Origin of the sequence: Pantoea sp. MQR6 (genome assembly GCF_022761075.1) — a bacterium.
Classification (GTDB): domain Bacteria; phylum Pseudomonadota; class Gammaproteobacteria; order Enterobacterales; family Enterobacteriaceae; genus Pantoea; species Pantoea phytostimulans.
Genome location: NZ_JAKYXB010000004.1, coordinates 1 through 15,282, shown reverse-complemented (window position 1 = coordinate 15,282; position 15,282 = coordinate 1). Strand labels below are relative to the sequence as shown.

General features: G+C 47.3%; 9 protein-coding genes. 5 read left to right on the top strand and 4 right to left on the bottom strand.

Going from position 1 to position 15,282, the window contains the following annotated elements; translation table 11 throughout:
* Positions 1–43: 43 nt before the first annotated feature.
* On the bottom strand, positions 44–1,591 hold the full coding sequence (locus MUG06_RS15305; protein ID WP_243079111.1) for a methyl-accepting chemotaxis protein: 1,548 nt from the start codon (positions 1,589–1,591) through the stop codon (positions 44–46).
* A gap of 412 nt (positions 1,592–2,003) precedes the next feature.
* On the opposite strand from MUG06_RS15305, the gene MUG06_RS15300 reads away from it, so the two are divergent.
* The 4 genes from MUG06_RS15300 (at position 2,004) to MUG06_RS15285 (ending at position 6,447) form a co-directional block, all read left to right on the top strand.
* A complete protein-coding gene (locus tag MUG06_RS15300; protein ID WP_243079110.1) occupies positions 2,004–3,407 on the top strand; it encodes an MFS transporter in 1,404 nt (467 codons plus the stop codon).
* A 34-nt stretch (positions 3,408–3,441) separates the two neighbouring features.
* Positions 3,442–3,822, top strand: a complete 381-nt coding sequence (locus MUG06_RS15295) for a VOC family protein (RefSeq protein WP_243079109.1) — start codon at positions 3,442–3,444, stop codon at positions 3,820–3,822.
* Positions 3,823–4,141: 319 nt separating this feature from the next.
* Positions 4,142–5,671: an FAD-dependent monooxygenase gene (locus MUG06_RS15290; RefSeq protein WP_243079108.1), complete on the top strand. Its 1,530-nt coding sequence runs from the start codon at positions 4,142–4,144 to the stop codon at positions 5,669–5,671.
* A gap of 419 nt (positions 5,672–6,090) precedes the next feature.
* Positions 6,091–6,447 (top strand): cupin domain-containing protein, encoded by a 357-nt coding sequence (locus MUG06_RS15285; protein WP_243079107.1) that lies wholly within the window; start codon positions 6,091–6,093, stop codon positions 6,445–6,447.
* 421 nt (positions 6,448–6,868) lie between these two features.
* Here the strand turns inward: MUG06_RS15285 and bdcA are convergent, their stop codons facing one another.
* The gene (gene bdcA, locus MUG06_RS15280; protein WP_243079106.1) at positions 6,869–7,594 is read right to left on the bottom strand and encodes an SDR family oxidoreductase; all 726 of its coding nucleotides are present in this window, start codon (positions 7,592–7,594) and stop codon (positions 6,869–6,871) included.
* An 834-nt stretch (positions 7,595–8,428) separates the two neighbouring features.
* Here bdcA and MUG06_RS15275 point away from each other — a divergent pair.
* Complete coding sequence (locus MUG06_RS15275) at positions 8,429–9,049, top strand: response regulator (protein ID WP_243079105.1); 621 nt, start codon at positions 8,429–8,431, stop codon at positions 9,047–9,049.
* A 76-nt stretch (positions 9,050–9,125) separates the two neighbouring features.
* Here MUG06_RS15275 and MUG06_RS15270 read toward each other — a convergent pair whose 3' ends face one another.
* On the bottom strand, positions 9,126–14,684 hold the full coding sequence (locus MUG06_RS15270) for an AAA family ATPase (protein ID WP_243079104.1): 5,559 nt from the start codon (positions 14,682–14,684) through the stop codon (positions 9,126–9,128).
* Complete coding sequence (locus MUG06_RS15265) at positions 14,684–15,067, bottom strand: response regulator (protein WP_215848392.1); 384 nt, start codon at positions 15,065–15,067, stop codon at positions 14,684–14,686. Before MUG06_RS15265 ends, MUG06_RS15270 begins: the two co-directional genes overlap by 1 nt.
* Positions 15,068–15,282: the final 215 nt, after the last annotated feature.

Sequence of the window (15,282 nt, the reverse complement as noted above, 5' to 3'; positions counted from 1 at the left end):
CCAAGCGTTAAACGGCTTGGGGTTCTGGTGCTTTTTCTCTGCTTTAGTCAGCAGAGAGCCTGAAAGCCGACACAGAATGTGTCAGATAATGCACTTGCTCTTCGAGAGAAGAAGAAGCGGCTGCGGATTCATGCACCAAGGCTGAGTTCTGCTGGGTCACACTTTCCATTTCAATAACGGCCTGTTCGATCTGATTAATGCCCCGACTCTGTTCATCAGAAGCAGTGGAAATATGATCCATCAAAACATCAACCTGATTGACTGAGGCGATAATGGCGCTGATCGCTTCACCGGTACGTGAAACTTGATTCGAGCCTGCTTTGATATTTACCACGGATTCCGCAATGAGCGTTTCGATTTCTTTAGCGGCCACCGCACTGCGTTGGGCAAGATTACGCACTTCACCCGCAACGACAGCAAAGCCTCGACCTTGTTCTCCGGCTCGCGCCGCTTCTACTGCTGCGTTGAGCGCGAGAATATTAGTCTGGAAAGCGATGCTGTTTATCACGCCAATAATGTCTTCGATCTTTTTCGAGCTGCTGTTGATCATTCCCATGGTGACGATCACTTCTTGCGACACTTTCTCGCCGGTTCTCGCATTTTTCACTGCTTCACTGGTCAGACGGCTCGCTTCCTGAACGTTTTCAGTATTCTGTTTTACCGTTGCGCCCAGTTCTTCCATACTCGCGGCTGTTTGCGTCAGCGCTGCGGCCTGTTGTTCGGTACGCGAGGCCAGATCGATATTCCCAGCGGCAATCTCTTGTGACGCATGAGAAACAGTCTGAGTCGAGTGACGAACCCGGCTGATAATGTCTGTTAATGAAAGACGCATCTGTTCCATGGTCGTCATCAAATCCTGAATCTCACTGCGTGAGCCCACTTTTACCGGTACTGGCGTGTTTAAAATCCCTTCGGCTATCTGTCCACAATGTGCTTTTGCGTTGTTCAAAGGGTTCAAAACATAGTGCTTTATAAAAAACAGTACAGCGATAATCACCACCAGGAACAGCAAGCCAAAGGCGATAATTGCGCCCATGCCAAAGCTGAAATGGCTTTGCGCATCTTGGTTGAGCGCTTTCGCATAGGCTTCATGCTGCGCCAGCACCTGATCGAGTTCAATTTCATATTGCCGATCCAGACGGGCAACAGTGGCAATTTGCTCGTTAAAGCGTTGTTGATTATTCGCTTCAGCGGCGTCAAGCAGGGGTTGGATACCTTGTTCACGGTAAGCCAAATAGGTTTTACGGTAAGCATCAGCCACCGCATTTTCGCCGGGAAGTTTAGGCGCATTTAAATAAGCTTGAAAAGCCATATCCGCTTTAGCTATGACGCTTTTCGCAGCATCCAACGTATCTTTTGATTGCAGATTTTGGCTGGTTTCCAATGTTTTCATATATTCCATCAGCCGTACACGCAACGTACGGCTGTGGTTTATTGGATCAATAATTGAAAGTACGACGCGAATCTCTTTATTAACGGCATCAAGTGATTGGTTACTTCGGTTGAGCAGCCAGAAATTGGCGCTCATGCTGGTAAAAAACACTATAAAAAGAGTGAGTAAAACAAGTAATGAGGATTTTTTAAGCGACATCTCGATATCCTGAGGAAGGGCACATGATGCAGCTGTTATCGGTTTAATTTCGCAAAGATTTAGTGCTAAAAGTTACTCATGCAGCAGATGGCAGTTTTTATCACTTATCCCTTTAAATTCAGCGGAATGCGATTTCAACGGCAGTTTGTTTTTAATGCGGCGACCCACATCGGGACAAGGTGCCTGAGTAATCCACCTCATCAATATGCCTTTTATTAGGAATCTCCATGATTATTGTGATTTGCTTCAAAACTTCCAGCTACTGAGAGAAGATTAAAAGGTTCCTTCTAAAACGGGGATTACTGAGGTTATGGATAGCTACGCTATGTTTCTCGCGCGATAACGAATCGCTTGCTATCAATAGCCAGAATAAAATTGCTTAATGCTTTAATTTTATAAGGAATTTATCTTTATGAGTCACAGTCATCCGCACAGCAACTCGCTCTCAAAAAGCACGCTCTGGCTGGCACTTTTAGTGGCTGTTACTTTTTTTATGGAGAACCTGGATGCGACGGTTATCGCGACAGCAATTCCGCAGATGGCGAGAGAGTTTGTTGTTAGTCCCGTAGAACTGAATATCGGTATTAGCGCGTATCTGCTTGCGGTAGCGATCTTTATTCCGATAAGTGGGTGGTTGGCCGGTCGAATCGGCGCGCGAAGTGTCTTCGTGGGCGCCATTCTGATTTTTACTCTCGCCTCTGTGATGTGCGGCATGAGTAAGAGCCTGCCGATGTTTGCTTTCAGCCGCATATTACAGGGGATTGGCGGCGCATTGATGGTGCCTGTAGGGCGTATGGTGGTGTTAGGGATGACGGCAAAAAAAGATATGGTTAAAACGATCGCCTTTATCTCCTGGCCTGGCTTGATCGCGCCGGTGTTAGGGCCGCCGTTGGGCGGCGTAATCGTCACCTACAGCCATTGGTCGTGGATTTTTTGGCTCAATATTCCGCTGGGTGTTCTGGCGCTGATCGCCTCATTTTTCTTGGTTCCGCAAACCCGAGAAAAGGTGATCAGAGCCTTCGATATTAAAGGCTTCATTTTTACCGCGTCCGCATTTGTAATGATGATTACCGGTCTGGAGCTGATGGGGCATGGTGAAATCGACAGTGGATGTATGCTTATTGCGGGCGGTCTCATTTTCAGTATTTTAACGTTTCGCCATAGCTTCGTTCATCCCCGTCCGCTGCTGCCTTTTTCAACACTGACGATTCAGACCTTCAGAAGTGCAGTAGTAGGAGGCTCACTCTTTCGCGCCTCCATTAATGCCATTCCATTTTTGTTACCGCTGCTGTTCCAACTCAGTTTTGGCTGGAGCGCGGTTCAGGCTGGCTCTATGGTGTTGTGGGTATTCGCTGGCAATTTAGCAATGAAACCCGCTACGACCTGGTTAATGAAACGATGGGGTTTCAGACGCATTCTGATGTGGAATGGGGTGATCAGCCTGCTGGCTATTTTAAGTTGCCTGTTATTAAGCCCATCACTGAGCTATTACGCTATTGCCGTTATTCTATTTATCGGCGGACTGACGCGTTCATTGCAGTTCAGTTGCTATAACAGTCTGGGATTTGCCGATGTGCCACAGGACAAAATGAGTGATGCATCCGTTATTTTCAGTATTTTTTTCCAGTTTAGTATGAGTGCGGGTATTGCACTTTCAGCACTGTTTCTGCGTATATCAATGGTGTGGAATAACCATCACACACCTGCTCACGTTGATATTAATCTGGCATTCATAGGTATTTCTGTCTTGGTTCTTTTTTCCATGATTGATGTGTACCGGCTGGAAAAAAGTGCAGGGCAGCAGGTCTTGGGTTAATACGATGCGTTAATTTTTCAATAAGGATGCCAGCGTGACTGATATTATTGCCCATCTACATTCGAGCGCATTTGTGCTTGCAGTGCCTGATCTGACTAAAAGCGCAGCGTATTTCCGCGACGTTCTGGGATTTCATTTAACGTGGCCAGAAGGATTGGGATGGCAACAGGCGAGTAGGGGAAGTGTCCGTATCATGTTGGGCCATTCACCCAATGCTCTTTCACCCGCTGATACCGGCGATCATAACTATTTTGCCTATCTCTATGTGGATGATGCCGATGCGCTTTATGAAGAATTTCTACGTCATGGCGCGATTCTGGTAGCGGCCCCAGAAAACAAATCACATGGGATGCGGGAATTTACCGTAGCGACACCGGATGGTCACAGGATGATGATTGGTCAAGACTTAACCTAAGGGAGCCATTAAACCAGGCATAATGCAATCTGTTACTTTACTTAGTTACATCATTCAATATGACTATTTTAAAAAATAGGGTGCCTTATTCAATAAACTCACTCGTTGAAGAATATTCCTGTCCACGCTATTCAGAACAATCATCGCAACGCTAAAACAGTACTCTCGCTGCTCGAAAACCCGCTCTCTAATACATCTCTCTATCTAGACGAGAATAATTTCGTGATGCCGAATATCAGGAGTAGTGCTTCAACCTTGACAGGATAACGTGGGTCACCGTGAATGATTTGTGAGTCATTCATTATCATCGAGGCTAATTATGTGCGAGGTACTCATTATCGGGGCCGGGCCTACTGGCTTAGTGCTGGCCATCTGGTTGACTAAACAGAAGGTTAAAGTACGTATTATTGATAAAAGCGCGGGCCCCGGAGATTCATCTCGTGCCATGGCCGTTCAGGCCCGGACGCTCGAGCTTTATGAGCAAGCAGGTTTAAGCGAAAAGGTCGTTAACGCCGGTCATCAGAATCCTTCTATCAATTTGTGGGCAAAAGGAGTGAGAAGGGCATGCCTCTCATTCGGCGATGCAGGCAGAGATGTTACACCTTACCCGTTCATTCTTGTTTATCCGCAGGATGAGCATGAAAGATTGCTCATTGATCAACTTACCGCGCTTGGAATAGACGTTGAACGAGAAACTGAACTCGTAAAAATGGATGACGATGGGGAAAAAATTACCGCTTGGTTAAAGTTGCCAGATGGCAGAGAGGAAATGTGTGAAACACAATTTTTGGCCGGCTGTGACGGTGCGGGATCAACCGTTCGTCATCAGTTAGGTATTGGGTTTCCGGGCGGAACCTATAATAAAATATTCTATGTTGCAGATGTTGAGTTAACCGGGCTAGAACCCGCAAATGAGGTACATGTTGCGCTGGACAGCGATGATTTTGTTGCTGTGCTGGCTTACGGCAAGTCGGGTAAGCGTCGATTAATTGGGACAGTGCGCGCGGACAAAATCATGGATAACAAACCGCTCACGTTTGAGGATGTTAGTCATCATGCGTTGCACAATCTTAAAGCCACTGTAAAAAGCGTAAATTGGTTTTCAACGTACCGGGTTCACCACCGGGTGGCAGAACAATTCAGTAAAGGCCATGTTTTTTTATTGGGCGATGCAGCCCATGTGCACAGTCCAGCGGGCGGGCAGGGAATGAATACCGGCATCCTGGATGCGATAAATCTTGCCTGGAAACTGGCTGCGGTTATACGAACTCACGCGCCTGAAAGCCTGCTAGAGAGTTATGCACTGGAACGTCTCTCGTTTGCTCGCAAACTTGTCTCTACTACTGATCGTATGTTTACGCTGATGACCAAAGAAGGGAGCTTTGCCACACAATTTAAAATGCATGTTCTTCCTCTGTTTGCCAGCCTGATTTACAGCTTTGGTAGCACCCGAAGCGCGCTTTTCAGAATCATTTCACAAACCATGCTGGAGTATCACCACAGCCCACTGAGTAAGGGAGATGCAGGCAAAATCAGGGGAGGTGATCGACTGCCGTGGCTCGCGCCTGAAGGATATGACAATTATGTGCCGCTCAGAGAAATGACCTGGCAGATACATATTTTAGGCACAGCGACAAAAGAACTTGTCGGTTGGTGTGAGGATCATGCGATTCCGCTGCATAACATGGTCTGGAAACAGGAATATGCGGACAAAGGTTTCGCTGAAAATGCCGTTTATCTGATTCGTCCAGACACCTGGATAGCAATGGTTGATCAACAAGGAAGAGTTTCTGCCATAACTGATTATTTCACTGCGCTGGGTTATAAGCCCATGAATGAACGCGCTTGATTTAGATAATGCTAACGTTTGGACTTTACAATTTCATAAATCGATAAAATAACCATCAAAAACACAAAAAATAAGGGTATAAGCCAGATTGGGATGTCCGGGAATAACAAATCCTGAACAAAGCCTCTTTGATATGGATTGAACGAATTTACAGCGAAGAACGGATGATATCAACGCTAAACCTGATGAGCATGCCCGCTAGATTCTCAGGGGTGATACGCCATCGCTTAATTGATAATTCCTGCTCACAAAAGTTTCTGTTAAATACTCGATGTTTTGTGCGCAAAAATAGTAATTGCCGACTGAAAACGCCATCAAGCTGTTTTATCTCATCCTTAAAATAAGGCAACACGCTGAAAATTGGCCAATTTTTAGCAAAACGTCACAATAATAAAGCCTGCGTTTAAGGAAGCAAAAAAATGAAAGTGCAAAAGATCGATCAGCCTGCGTCCATTGAAAAGTTAGAACCCTGGGGAAACGTTGAGGGCTTGCCTGATACACCGACTATTCAGCTATCCGGGCTGCAAAAAATCATTCCCGGCAAAGAGAATGTTGATACCGGTATTTTTGAATGTACAGCCGGAAGCTATCGACGCTCAGTCAAGCAAGCAGAAATCATGCACTTCCTGAGCGGCGAGGGCTCATTTACGCCAGACGGCGAAGCTACCTTGACGTTCAAACCAGGAGATTCTTTTTTCTTTGAAGAAAATACCCAAGGCACGTGGGTTATCGAAACACAGATGCGTAAACTGTATGTCATTTTTGATGCGGCCTGAAACTGCCGCTCGGTGACGTGAAGTGATAGAGAAAAATACTGACATAGCGCTGGTTTACCGTTATGGCGTGTAAGCCAGCCAGAAGAATTAATCTGAAGGGAATAGTGCGCGTGTAAACCCAAGGTTGGCGAGGTTCCTCGTTATTCTATTTAACATAATGTTGATTATGCGCACCTATATTGCTACAGGGTAACGGAGTGGGCTTTTTGGACCTGGTAGCCTTAGGCATCGCATAAAATTTCTATGTTGTGTTGGATTACATCAAGGATAATGTGACATGTGTCGCCGAGAATGTGGGCAAGTGTGAAGCGGAGATGTGATGCTGAAAATCTACTGTGGTTGAGAAAAAAATAATTGGCAAATGGGTTAAGCAAGCATCTAAATCACATGTGACAAAATTTAGATGCCGCTGGTTAAATCTTTATGCACCAAAGCCCCCGTCAATGGTCAGTGCAGCTCCTGTCACCATGCTCGCTTCCGGTCCGGCAACCCAATACACCATGCCTGCAACTTCGCTGGCATGAGCATGTCTTTTGATCGCCATAAAGCTGTGCATCGTTTCATTCATTGGCCCTTCGGCCGGATTCATATCAGTATCAGTTGGGCCGGGTTGGATCACATTGACCGTTATTTCGCGATCGCCAAAATCTCTTGCCAGCCCTTTGGCTACACCTTGTAATGCAGCCTTGCTGGTGCCGTAAGCTGTGAGCCCTTTCATCGGTATCCGATCGGCATTAACAGAACCGATAATGATAATTCGGCCACCTTTATTCATCTCTCTCGCCGCTTCGACGGCGGCAAAATAGGGAGCGTGTATATTAACGATGAATAATTTTTCAATCTCATCAGCAGCCGTCTCAAGCGGATCGCCAGCACTTAATAAGCCTGCATTAAACACAAGAACATCCAGCGCGCCTGCTTCGGCTACAGTCTCTATCAGCGCATCACGATCAGATACATCAAGCTTGATTGCCTGACTTTGCGTTTGCTGAGCTATCGTCTGTGCCTTCTCTTCGGAACTGGCATAGGTAAAAGTAACGCGATCGCCCTGTTCAGCGAAGCGGCGAACTATCGCTTCACCGATACCCCGGCTTCCACCGATGATGAGCACTTTTCTTGCCTGACTGTTTTCATTTTCGCTATGCATGTTAATTCCTCAAATCTGCGGCGAAAATTTTTACGCCGTCAGATTTACGATTCTCTCAATGTGTATGGCGCATAAAATTTGCAGCAAAACGAGTTTATTGCCCGCTTTTGCTGAAGCCCGCTGGCTTTCGAGGGATGATGTGAGAAGGTCAGCACTAAAGAGTAGACTCATGGAGGTCATCTCACCAAATAGTGCGAAATAGCGTCAATCGTTGCATCAAATTGGCGCGCTATATTGAAATAGTGTTGAGAAATAACCACATCAGCTTAGAAAATCACCCTGCTAAACTGTTTAAATTAAAAGCGCACGGTGTTAAAGAATAGCGATTAACCTCTAATTTTGATGATTTGTTGTAATAAGTTACCTGTAACGGCAGGATATAATAATGATTATTACATTTCATAAAGAATATTGTCTTTTAAGTTAACGCATTCTGTCATGCCCTTATCTGCTCAATAGTAAATTTGGCAATGAAAAACATGCGCGAATAAATTTAAACATTTTTATCTTTCGAGAAACGCTCACCCTTATTCAATGAAAAAGAGCATAAACGCACATGTTATGTAATTAATGGCTATTTATGATGCTTATTTCAACACTTGCTCATGTTCTCACCACATGCGCTGTATGTAATTAATACAGCCAACTCAATAGGTTAGATATTTATCGTTAAGTCATGCATTAAAGGATGATAATGATTACTATTATGATAATATCGTGGAAATGCTGGCGGCTTGTAGACACCACGTGTGGAAAAACATCCTTTTAACGGTATATTAAATCTACGCACTACTTTAAACATCAGTGAATTTCAGGTTTTAAATGAGACCAATTATGAATCACATAGTGTATGTAGTTGATGATGACCCATCCGTAATCTCTGCGCTCAATAATCTGCTTAGCTCAGTGAATTATGACGTTATTCCTTTTTCCTCACCGCAGGAATTTTTGGCCTATAACATTAATCCCACGCCCTGTTGCCTGGTTTTGGATATTAATATGCCTGGCGCTGACGGTTTTGATGTGGTCAAAACCTTAAATGCGCGGGGCTATTCCATTCCTACCATATTCCTGACGGGTTTTGGTACCATTCCTGTGACGGTAAAAGCGATGAAAACGGGCGCGTATGAATTTTTGACTAAACCTGTTGATCCCGATCGCATCCTTGAAGCCGTGGCGGAAGCGCTGCGTATTTCTGAGGAAAATATGACCTCATCTCAGGAGAAGTTAGAGATGACATCACGGCATCAGACGCTGACGCCACGTGAAAGCGAGGTCATGATGCTCGCGATAAGCGGGCTTCTTAACAAACAGATCGCCGCAGAGATGGGCATTAGTGAGATCACGGCAAAGGTTCATAAACGTCGAGTGATGGATAAAATGAATGCGCGTTCTCTCTCTGATTTAGTCAGAACAGCAGAACGACTCAATATCCTGAATAACCGGCGTCGATAAAGGAGCCGACGCCTTCGTAATTTTAGGTGGCGTAGGGCTCGTAACGCAAAACTGTGCCCTGGCGGGCACACGATCTTCACTGCTCGGTGGGTAACGTAAACCAGAAGACGCTGCCGAAGAGAGGACGATTTTCAGCTTCCAGCTCGCCACAATGCTTTTTGATAATGCTTTTGCTGATGGTCAACCCCATTCCCATCCCCTCTTTTTTAGTCGTATAAAACGAATCAAAAATACGCTTATGAACCTCTTGTGTCAGACCGGTTCCGTTATCAAGCACCTCGAAGCGAATCGTCTCAGGTGTAGGATTAAAGGTTGAAAGTGTCAGTGTTCGGGTCCGATCGTCTACTGACGACATGGCCTCGATAGCGTTGATGACTAAATTCAGTAAGACCTGCTGAATTTGAATCCGATCGCAAAATATCTCCGCCTGGTTTGCCCTTAGCTGCAACTCCAGCGAAACCCTTTTGCTTTCAAGTTCCATGCGTGACAGCGACAAAATATCTTTCGCGATAAGATGCAAATTAGCCGGTGCATAGGCGGAATCGTGGTTCCGCGTCAACGACTGCAAACCACGAATAATTTCACCCGCACGTTTACCTTCATCGATAATCTCATCCAGACTCAGGCAGGCATTTTCCAGATTCAGCGGTTCACGCTTCAACCAACGGAGACTTGCGCCTGCATTTGCCACAATTGACATCAACGGCTGATTAATTTCGTGGGCAATTGAGGATGTTAGCTGGCCTACCGTTGTGGCACGAGAAACGCGGGCCAAATCAGCTTGTGCGATGCGCACCGCATCTTCCGCTCTGCGCTGAAGCGTAATGTCTGCAATGGTGCCAAAGTATTCTTTAACCTCCGGCCAGTTATCCACCGGTTGCCCTATCCCCTTGATATAGCGACATTCACCATCAGGTCTTATTACGCGAAACTCCGCCTGCATAGTGATCCCTTTTCGAACGCTGACATTGACGAGTTCATTGATACATTCAAAATCATCAGCGTGAACACGGGTCAGGAAATCGGCCATAGACAATCGATCCTGATTTTCAGGTAGGCCAAGAATTCGGCCATATTCATTCGATACGATCATCATGTCCTGTTCAATTTCCCAGCTCCATGTGCCGGTATGGCTGATTTTTTCTCCCAACATCAATGAAGTCTGACTATCTCGCAGCTGTTTCTCAACGCGACGTCTGTGAATGTTTTCTTCCAGCAGTTCGGCATACAACCGTGCAGTTTCCAATGAAACAGCAGCCTGCGCGCTGAGGGTTTTTACAATGTGTGAATGCTCTGCGGTAAAGACATCGGGCATCAGGCGATTTTCCAGATAGAGCACCCCAACCATATTGGCCTGTTTAAACATGGGCACACACAAAACAGCCGCGCCGGAGGCAACAAGATACGGATCCTGACTAAACGGGCTGAAATCTTCAGGCTTGCCCGTGCGAATCTCCTGCCCTGTTCGAATCACAGCAGAGAGCACTGAAAGCGGTAAATCTGTCGCTGCGGGTCTTTCTCTCGCTATTTTTACTCGAACGCCATCCGCTGTCGCTTCTGCCCACGCTTCTGTTTGCGGAATATTGCCATCCAGCACGCGAATTAAATGGCAGCGTTGCGCACCTGAACGTTCAAGCAATATCCTCAGTAGAATATGAATCAACCGATCCAGATTAATCTCTTCGGTTAAAGCCCGAACCGCCGTAACCACACTTTCAAGATCCTGGATCGATTCATCCTGAGCAAAAGGAATGGTCGCAAATGCACTACTTTGCCCCTGCGTGGTCAGATGCGGATGGCTCTGCTCAAGCAGACGAACTTTGGCAATCGCTCCCCAGTTTTCCCAACCGCTCATCGCACCTTTAAAATAGGCATCTGCGGCGATATCTAATTTAAAACTTCGGGCGCAGTGACCTGCCAACTCATTGGCCAACGCATTAATGTGGGTAAAACCAGCTTGGCGAGAAAGCGCAATCGCCGATTCATACTGCGCCAGAGCAGGCCCTAATTCGCCGGCAAGCCTTGCCAGTTCCGCTTTGATTAACGCTTCTTTATCTGCAAACAGCGCCGGGTTGAGCGCTACCCATTCAGAAATGACGTTAAGATGGCTTTTCGCTGCACGGTAACTTGAAGGATTGTTTGATTCGTGACGCATTGACAAGGTATGAGAAAGCGCACTGTAGAAATGCAGATCCATCAGATAAATATATCCCGGCACCGCACTGATGAGCTGTGTTGCGAGATCGAAATAGCGCAAAGCGTCTGAATATTCACTGGCATAAAAATGGGTCATCCCGCGATAGATCCAGGACCAAAATTGCACCATCGCTTTCGGCCCGGACATGAGCCCCGGCTCACTGCCAATTAACGTTTCAGGATACCAATCAAAACCGGTGAATGTGTGCCCCGTTCCGTTGCGTAAATGCATCACAAAGTACTTCTGCATTAACAGAACGTTTTCAACATCTGGATAATAGGATTTTTGGGTAAAGGCCAGACCACGTTCAATTGAGGTCAGGACGGATTCCAGATGATCGCCGCGCGTCAGATAATTCATGATCTGATGGCGCAACGCGAGGCAGGCAAAGGAACGATCGCCATGCGCAACAGCCACATTAAAACTTTGCTTTGCGCAATCAATAGCGAACGACAAAGGTTGCGTCCAAATCCCCACTTGATCGAGGGGTAACAGCGTCCGGGCTTTATAGCGGGTAAAATCATGCTGTTCCGCCAGTTGTGTAGCCAGTAGACCGCATTGATAACCAAAGTGATACGCTTTGTAGCGATCCGAAATCAGCACGCTAAACCATGCCAATCCAAATGCTGAAGCGCCCGTTAATCCATGGTCCAGCGTCATTTCCAGCATCTTACACACCAACAACAGGTGCAGCTGCGGACAATCATAGGAAGAGGCAAAGATGGTGCTGGCCATCAAATTCAATACCGACTCTTTCTCACGATCCGTGATCAAAGGCAGCGAACCTAATATCGCTTCGGGGTCGTCACCTAACCGGGTTTTAAGCGAATGCCAGGCCGTGTGACATTCAGCATCATCAGGATAACGATTGAAATGCAAACCAAATACCGCGAGCCAGGCAAGCGCCGTTTCTAAGGCTAAATAGTTGTCTGACTGGCGCATATGAATCTCAGCTGACAAGCAGGCAGCGGCAGATTTTTCGGTCAGATTGCCCGGCATACTTAACAACTGCGTGCAAAGCTGCTGAGCCTCGCTGAGATTCCCTTGCAGGAATTTGCAATCTGCCTGCTCCAGGCTTATGGCAAAATCATTGCGTTGAGTAAGTTGGCCATTCAGTGTGTGTGCCGTCTGCAAATAACGTAATGCCGAGGTGTAATCCCCTGCTCGCTTTGCTTGTTGAGCCGCCATAAAGCTAAGTTGATAATAATTTTTACTCTGCATTGACGTCAGCGGAACGTCACACATCAACGTAATGTGATGCACGGCACGGAACAAGGTCTCGTTGCCTTCAGCCCGCCTGGCAGACTCCGCTAACAGGCAGGCAGCTTGTTGATGTAGGCGAAGCTTTTGTTTAAAGCTAATCAGTGAAAATGCGGCATCGTGAACGCGATTGTGGCTAAAAGCATATTCATCGAAGGTGAGCGTGATAAATTTTGCGGTAACGGCAGGCGCAAGCCGTTCCTGAACCTTTAGCACACTTATGCCAAGAATTTGACTGATCAAAGCGAGATCGCCGTTACTGCCTAAACAGGCAAGGCATCCTAAAAGCTGGCGCGCCGACTCCGGCATCCTTTCGAGCTGCTTTACCACAATACTCGCGACATTATCTGTGTACTGGCGAGCTTTCAGGGCTGTTTGATCATAGTGCCATTTCAGTGGGTCTTTACTGTAAAAAACCAGCCCATCCTCTACCGCCTGCCTGAAAAACTCCCGAATAAACAGCGGATTGCCGTGCGTTTTTTCATGGATAAGTTGAGCCAGCTCAAAGGTGCTACTCGCTCGGGTATGCAGTGCGCCAGCGAGCCAGCGCGACACCGCTTTCACAGAAAGGGGTTCAGGCGTAATGTCCATGACGCGCGCGGCTGATGCTCGTATGCGGGTAAGAAAGCCTGCAATCAACGGGCAAGGCATCGATTCTGCATCTCTGTGTGTAACAACCAGCATGAAAGGAAGATTTTCGTTGCGCACAATCAACGTTTCCAGCAACTGCAAGCTGGCATGATCTGCCCAGTGAATATCATCGATCAACATCACTAGCGGCCTGCCGGGCGTGGCAAATGCGTTGAGTAGGCGACAAGCCATTTGATTAAAGCGTTCACGCGCATCCAGCGTGTCCATCTCTAAAACAACCGGCGCACTGATATTGAGCAGTTGTTTTAATTCAGGCACCAGCTCTACCGCCAAAGCAACGTAATCATCAAGGTAATGTAAAAGCCGCGCTTGCCACGCTTTAACATCCGCTGCGGATAAACCAAGCAGATATAACGTCACCCTACGAAATGCCGACGCTAACACCGAGTAAGGCACAACCGGTGAATGCTGATCGGCTTTGCTTACCGTCAACAGGATGTGTTTGTCCTGCAATTTTTTGAGTGCGGTCGCGATAAGCGAAGACTTTCCTGAGCCCGGTGCACCGCTGATCATCACCAACGTTTGCGTCGAACTGCGATGCACATCCTCCAACGCATGAATCAATAGTCGCGCTTGCGGATGGCTGGTAAAGAGCGTTTCAGCACGAAAATTCGTCGTGAAACGCTCCTGTAAGCCAGGCGTAAACAGCGCAATCTCATTTTCGGCCGTTAACGTCGCCTGGCAGCGGCGAAGATCCGCGATAAGCCCGTCAATAGTTTGATAACCGTTCGCCGGTGATTTCGTCATCAGCCGCAGCAAAATAGCGGACAACATCGGTGGCACATCGGCTCTGACACACTCCGGTGGGCGCGGTGCCGTCGCAATATGATGGTGAATCCATTCCGCCTGCCCTGCATCGGGAGAGCCGAAGGGCAACTTGCCGGTCAGCATTTCATACAACACAATGCCAAGGCTGTAGAGATCGCTGAGGCTATTTACCGGATTGGGCGTGCGTCCGGTATGTTCCGGCGACATGTAGGCTAGCGTACCGCCAGAGGCACGAAAGGTATTCTTCAACAGTGAGTGAGCCGCCGTGGAGGCCAGGCCAAATCCACCAATTCGGTAAGAGCCTTGATCATTGAGGAACAGATTGCCGGGTTTAATATCGCCATGCACGATGCCCTGATGGTGCAATTCACTCAAAGGAAGGCAAAGCTGGATGGCTTTTCGCAGGTAATCACTGATTTTTTCGGTGGGCGTACCTATGATTTGTGCCAACGTTCTGAAGGGAAAAACCGGATAAATCAGCGAATAGCGGCCATGATAGCGTGAGTGGCTAGAGGGTTTTACCGCCCATAGTGAGGAAAGTTGGGTAGAAAGAGCGAACTCATTTTTTAACAACTGCGTGCTCTGAAATGCCACCTCATCGCTGGCAGCTGTCGCCAGGATAAACATCTCTCCGACAGAAGGCGTGCCAATATACCAGGCAATGCAACCATCTTGCGTCAGCAAAGTGAGTTTGGCATCGTCTGAGAGCGTAATGCCCTCATCGTCGTTCTCGGATGGAATGACAGAAATGATACTCATCAGCGTGCTTCCCGTTGAGATAACTCGCTACGAATCAGTGTCAGGAGCGTATCAACATCAATCGGTTTGCGCAAAAAGGTTAATGCGCCGAGCGCGATGGCATACCACTGCATGTTTTCTTCTTGATCGGCCGAGATGAAGATCACCGGGGGCAAAGCCGATTTTTTCTTCAACTCTGCAAAAAGTTCAAAACCACTCATTCCTTTTAAGCGGATATCGAGGATCAGCATGTCGACGTCATCAAGCGCAGTGTCATCGCAGAGCAGCTCTTCGCCAGACGCATACGCCCGGGTGGTATACCCATCAGAATGCAGTAAATTGCTCAGTCCGCTACGCACTGAGCGTTCATCATCAACAATGACAATACGATGAGACAGCATCATGCTGTTATCCTCTGATAATCCTCACACGTGCACGAGGATGTTCCTTAAGGTGTTTTTCCTCCACCCGGAGGCGGGGTTCCGCTGATTGTCGGTACGCATTCAGGGTGAAATCAAGCCAGCATAACGGGCTAACAAGTGATTAACCGCTTGTCTGGCGGAATACAGACCAACATGCCCAGCAACCCCACTAATGCTGCAATGGCTGGCCAGCCGCA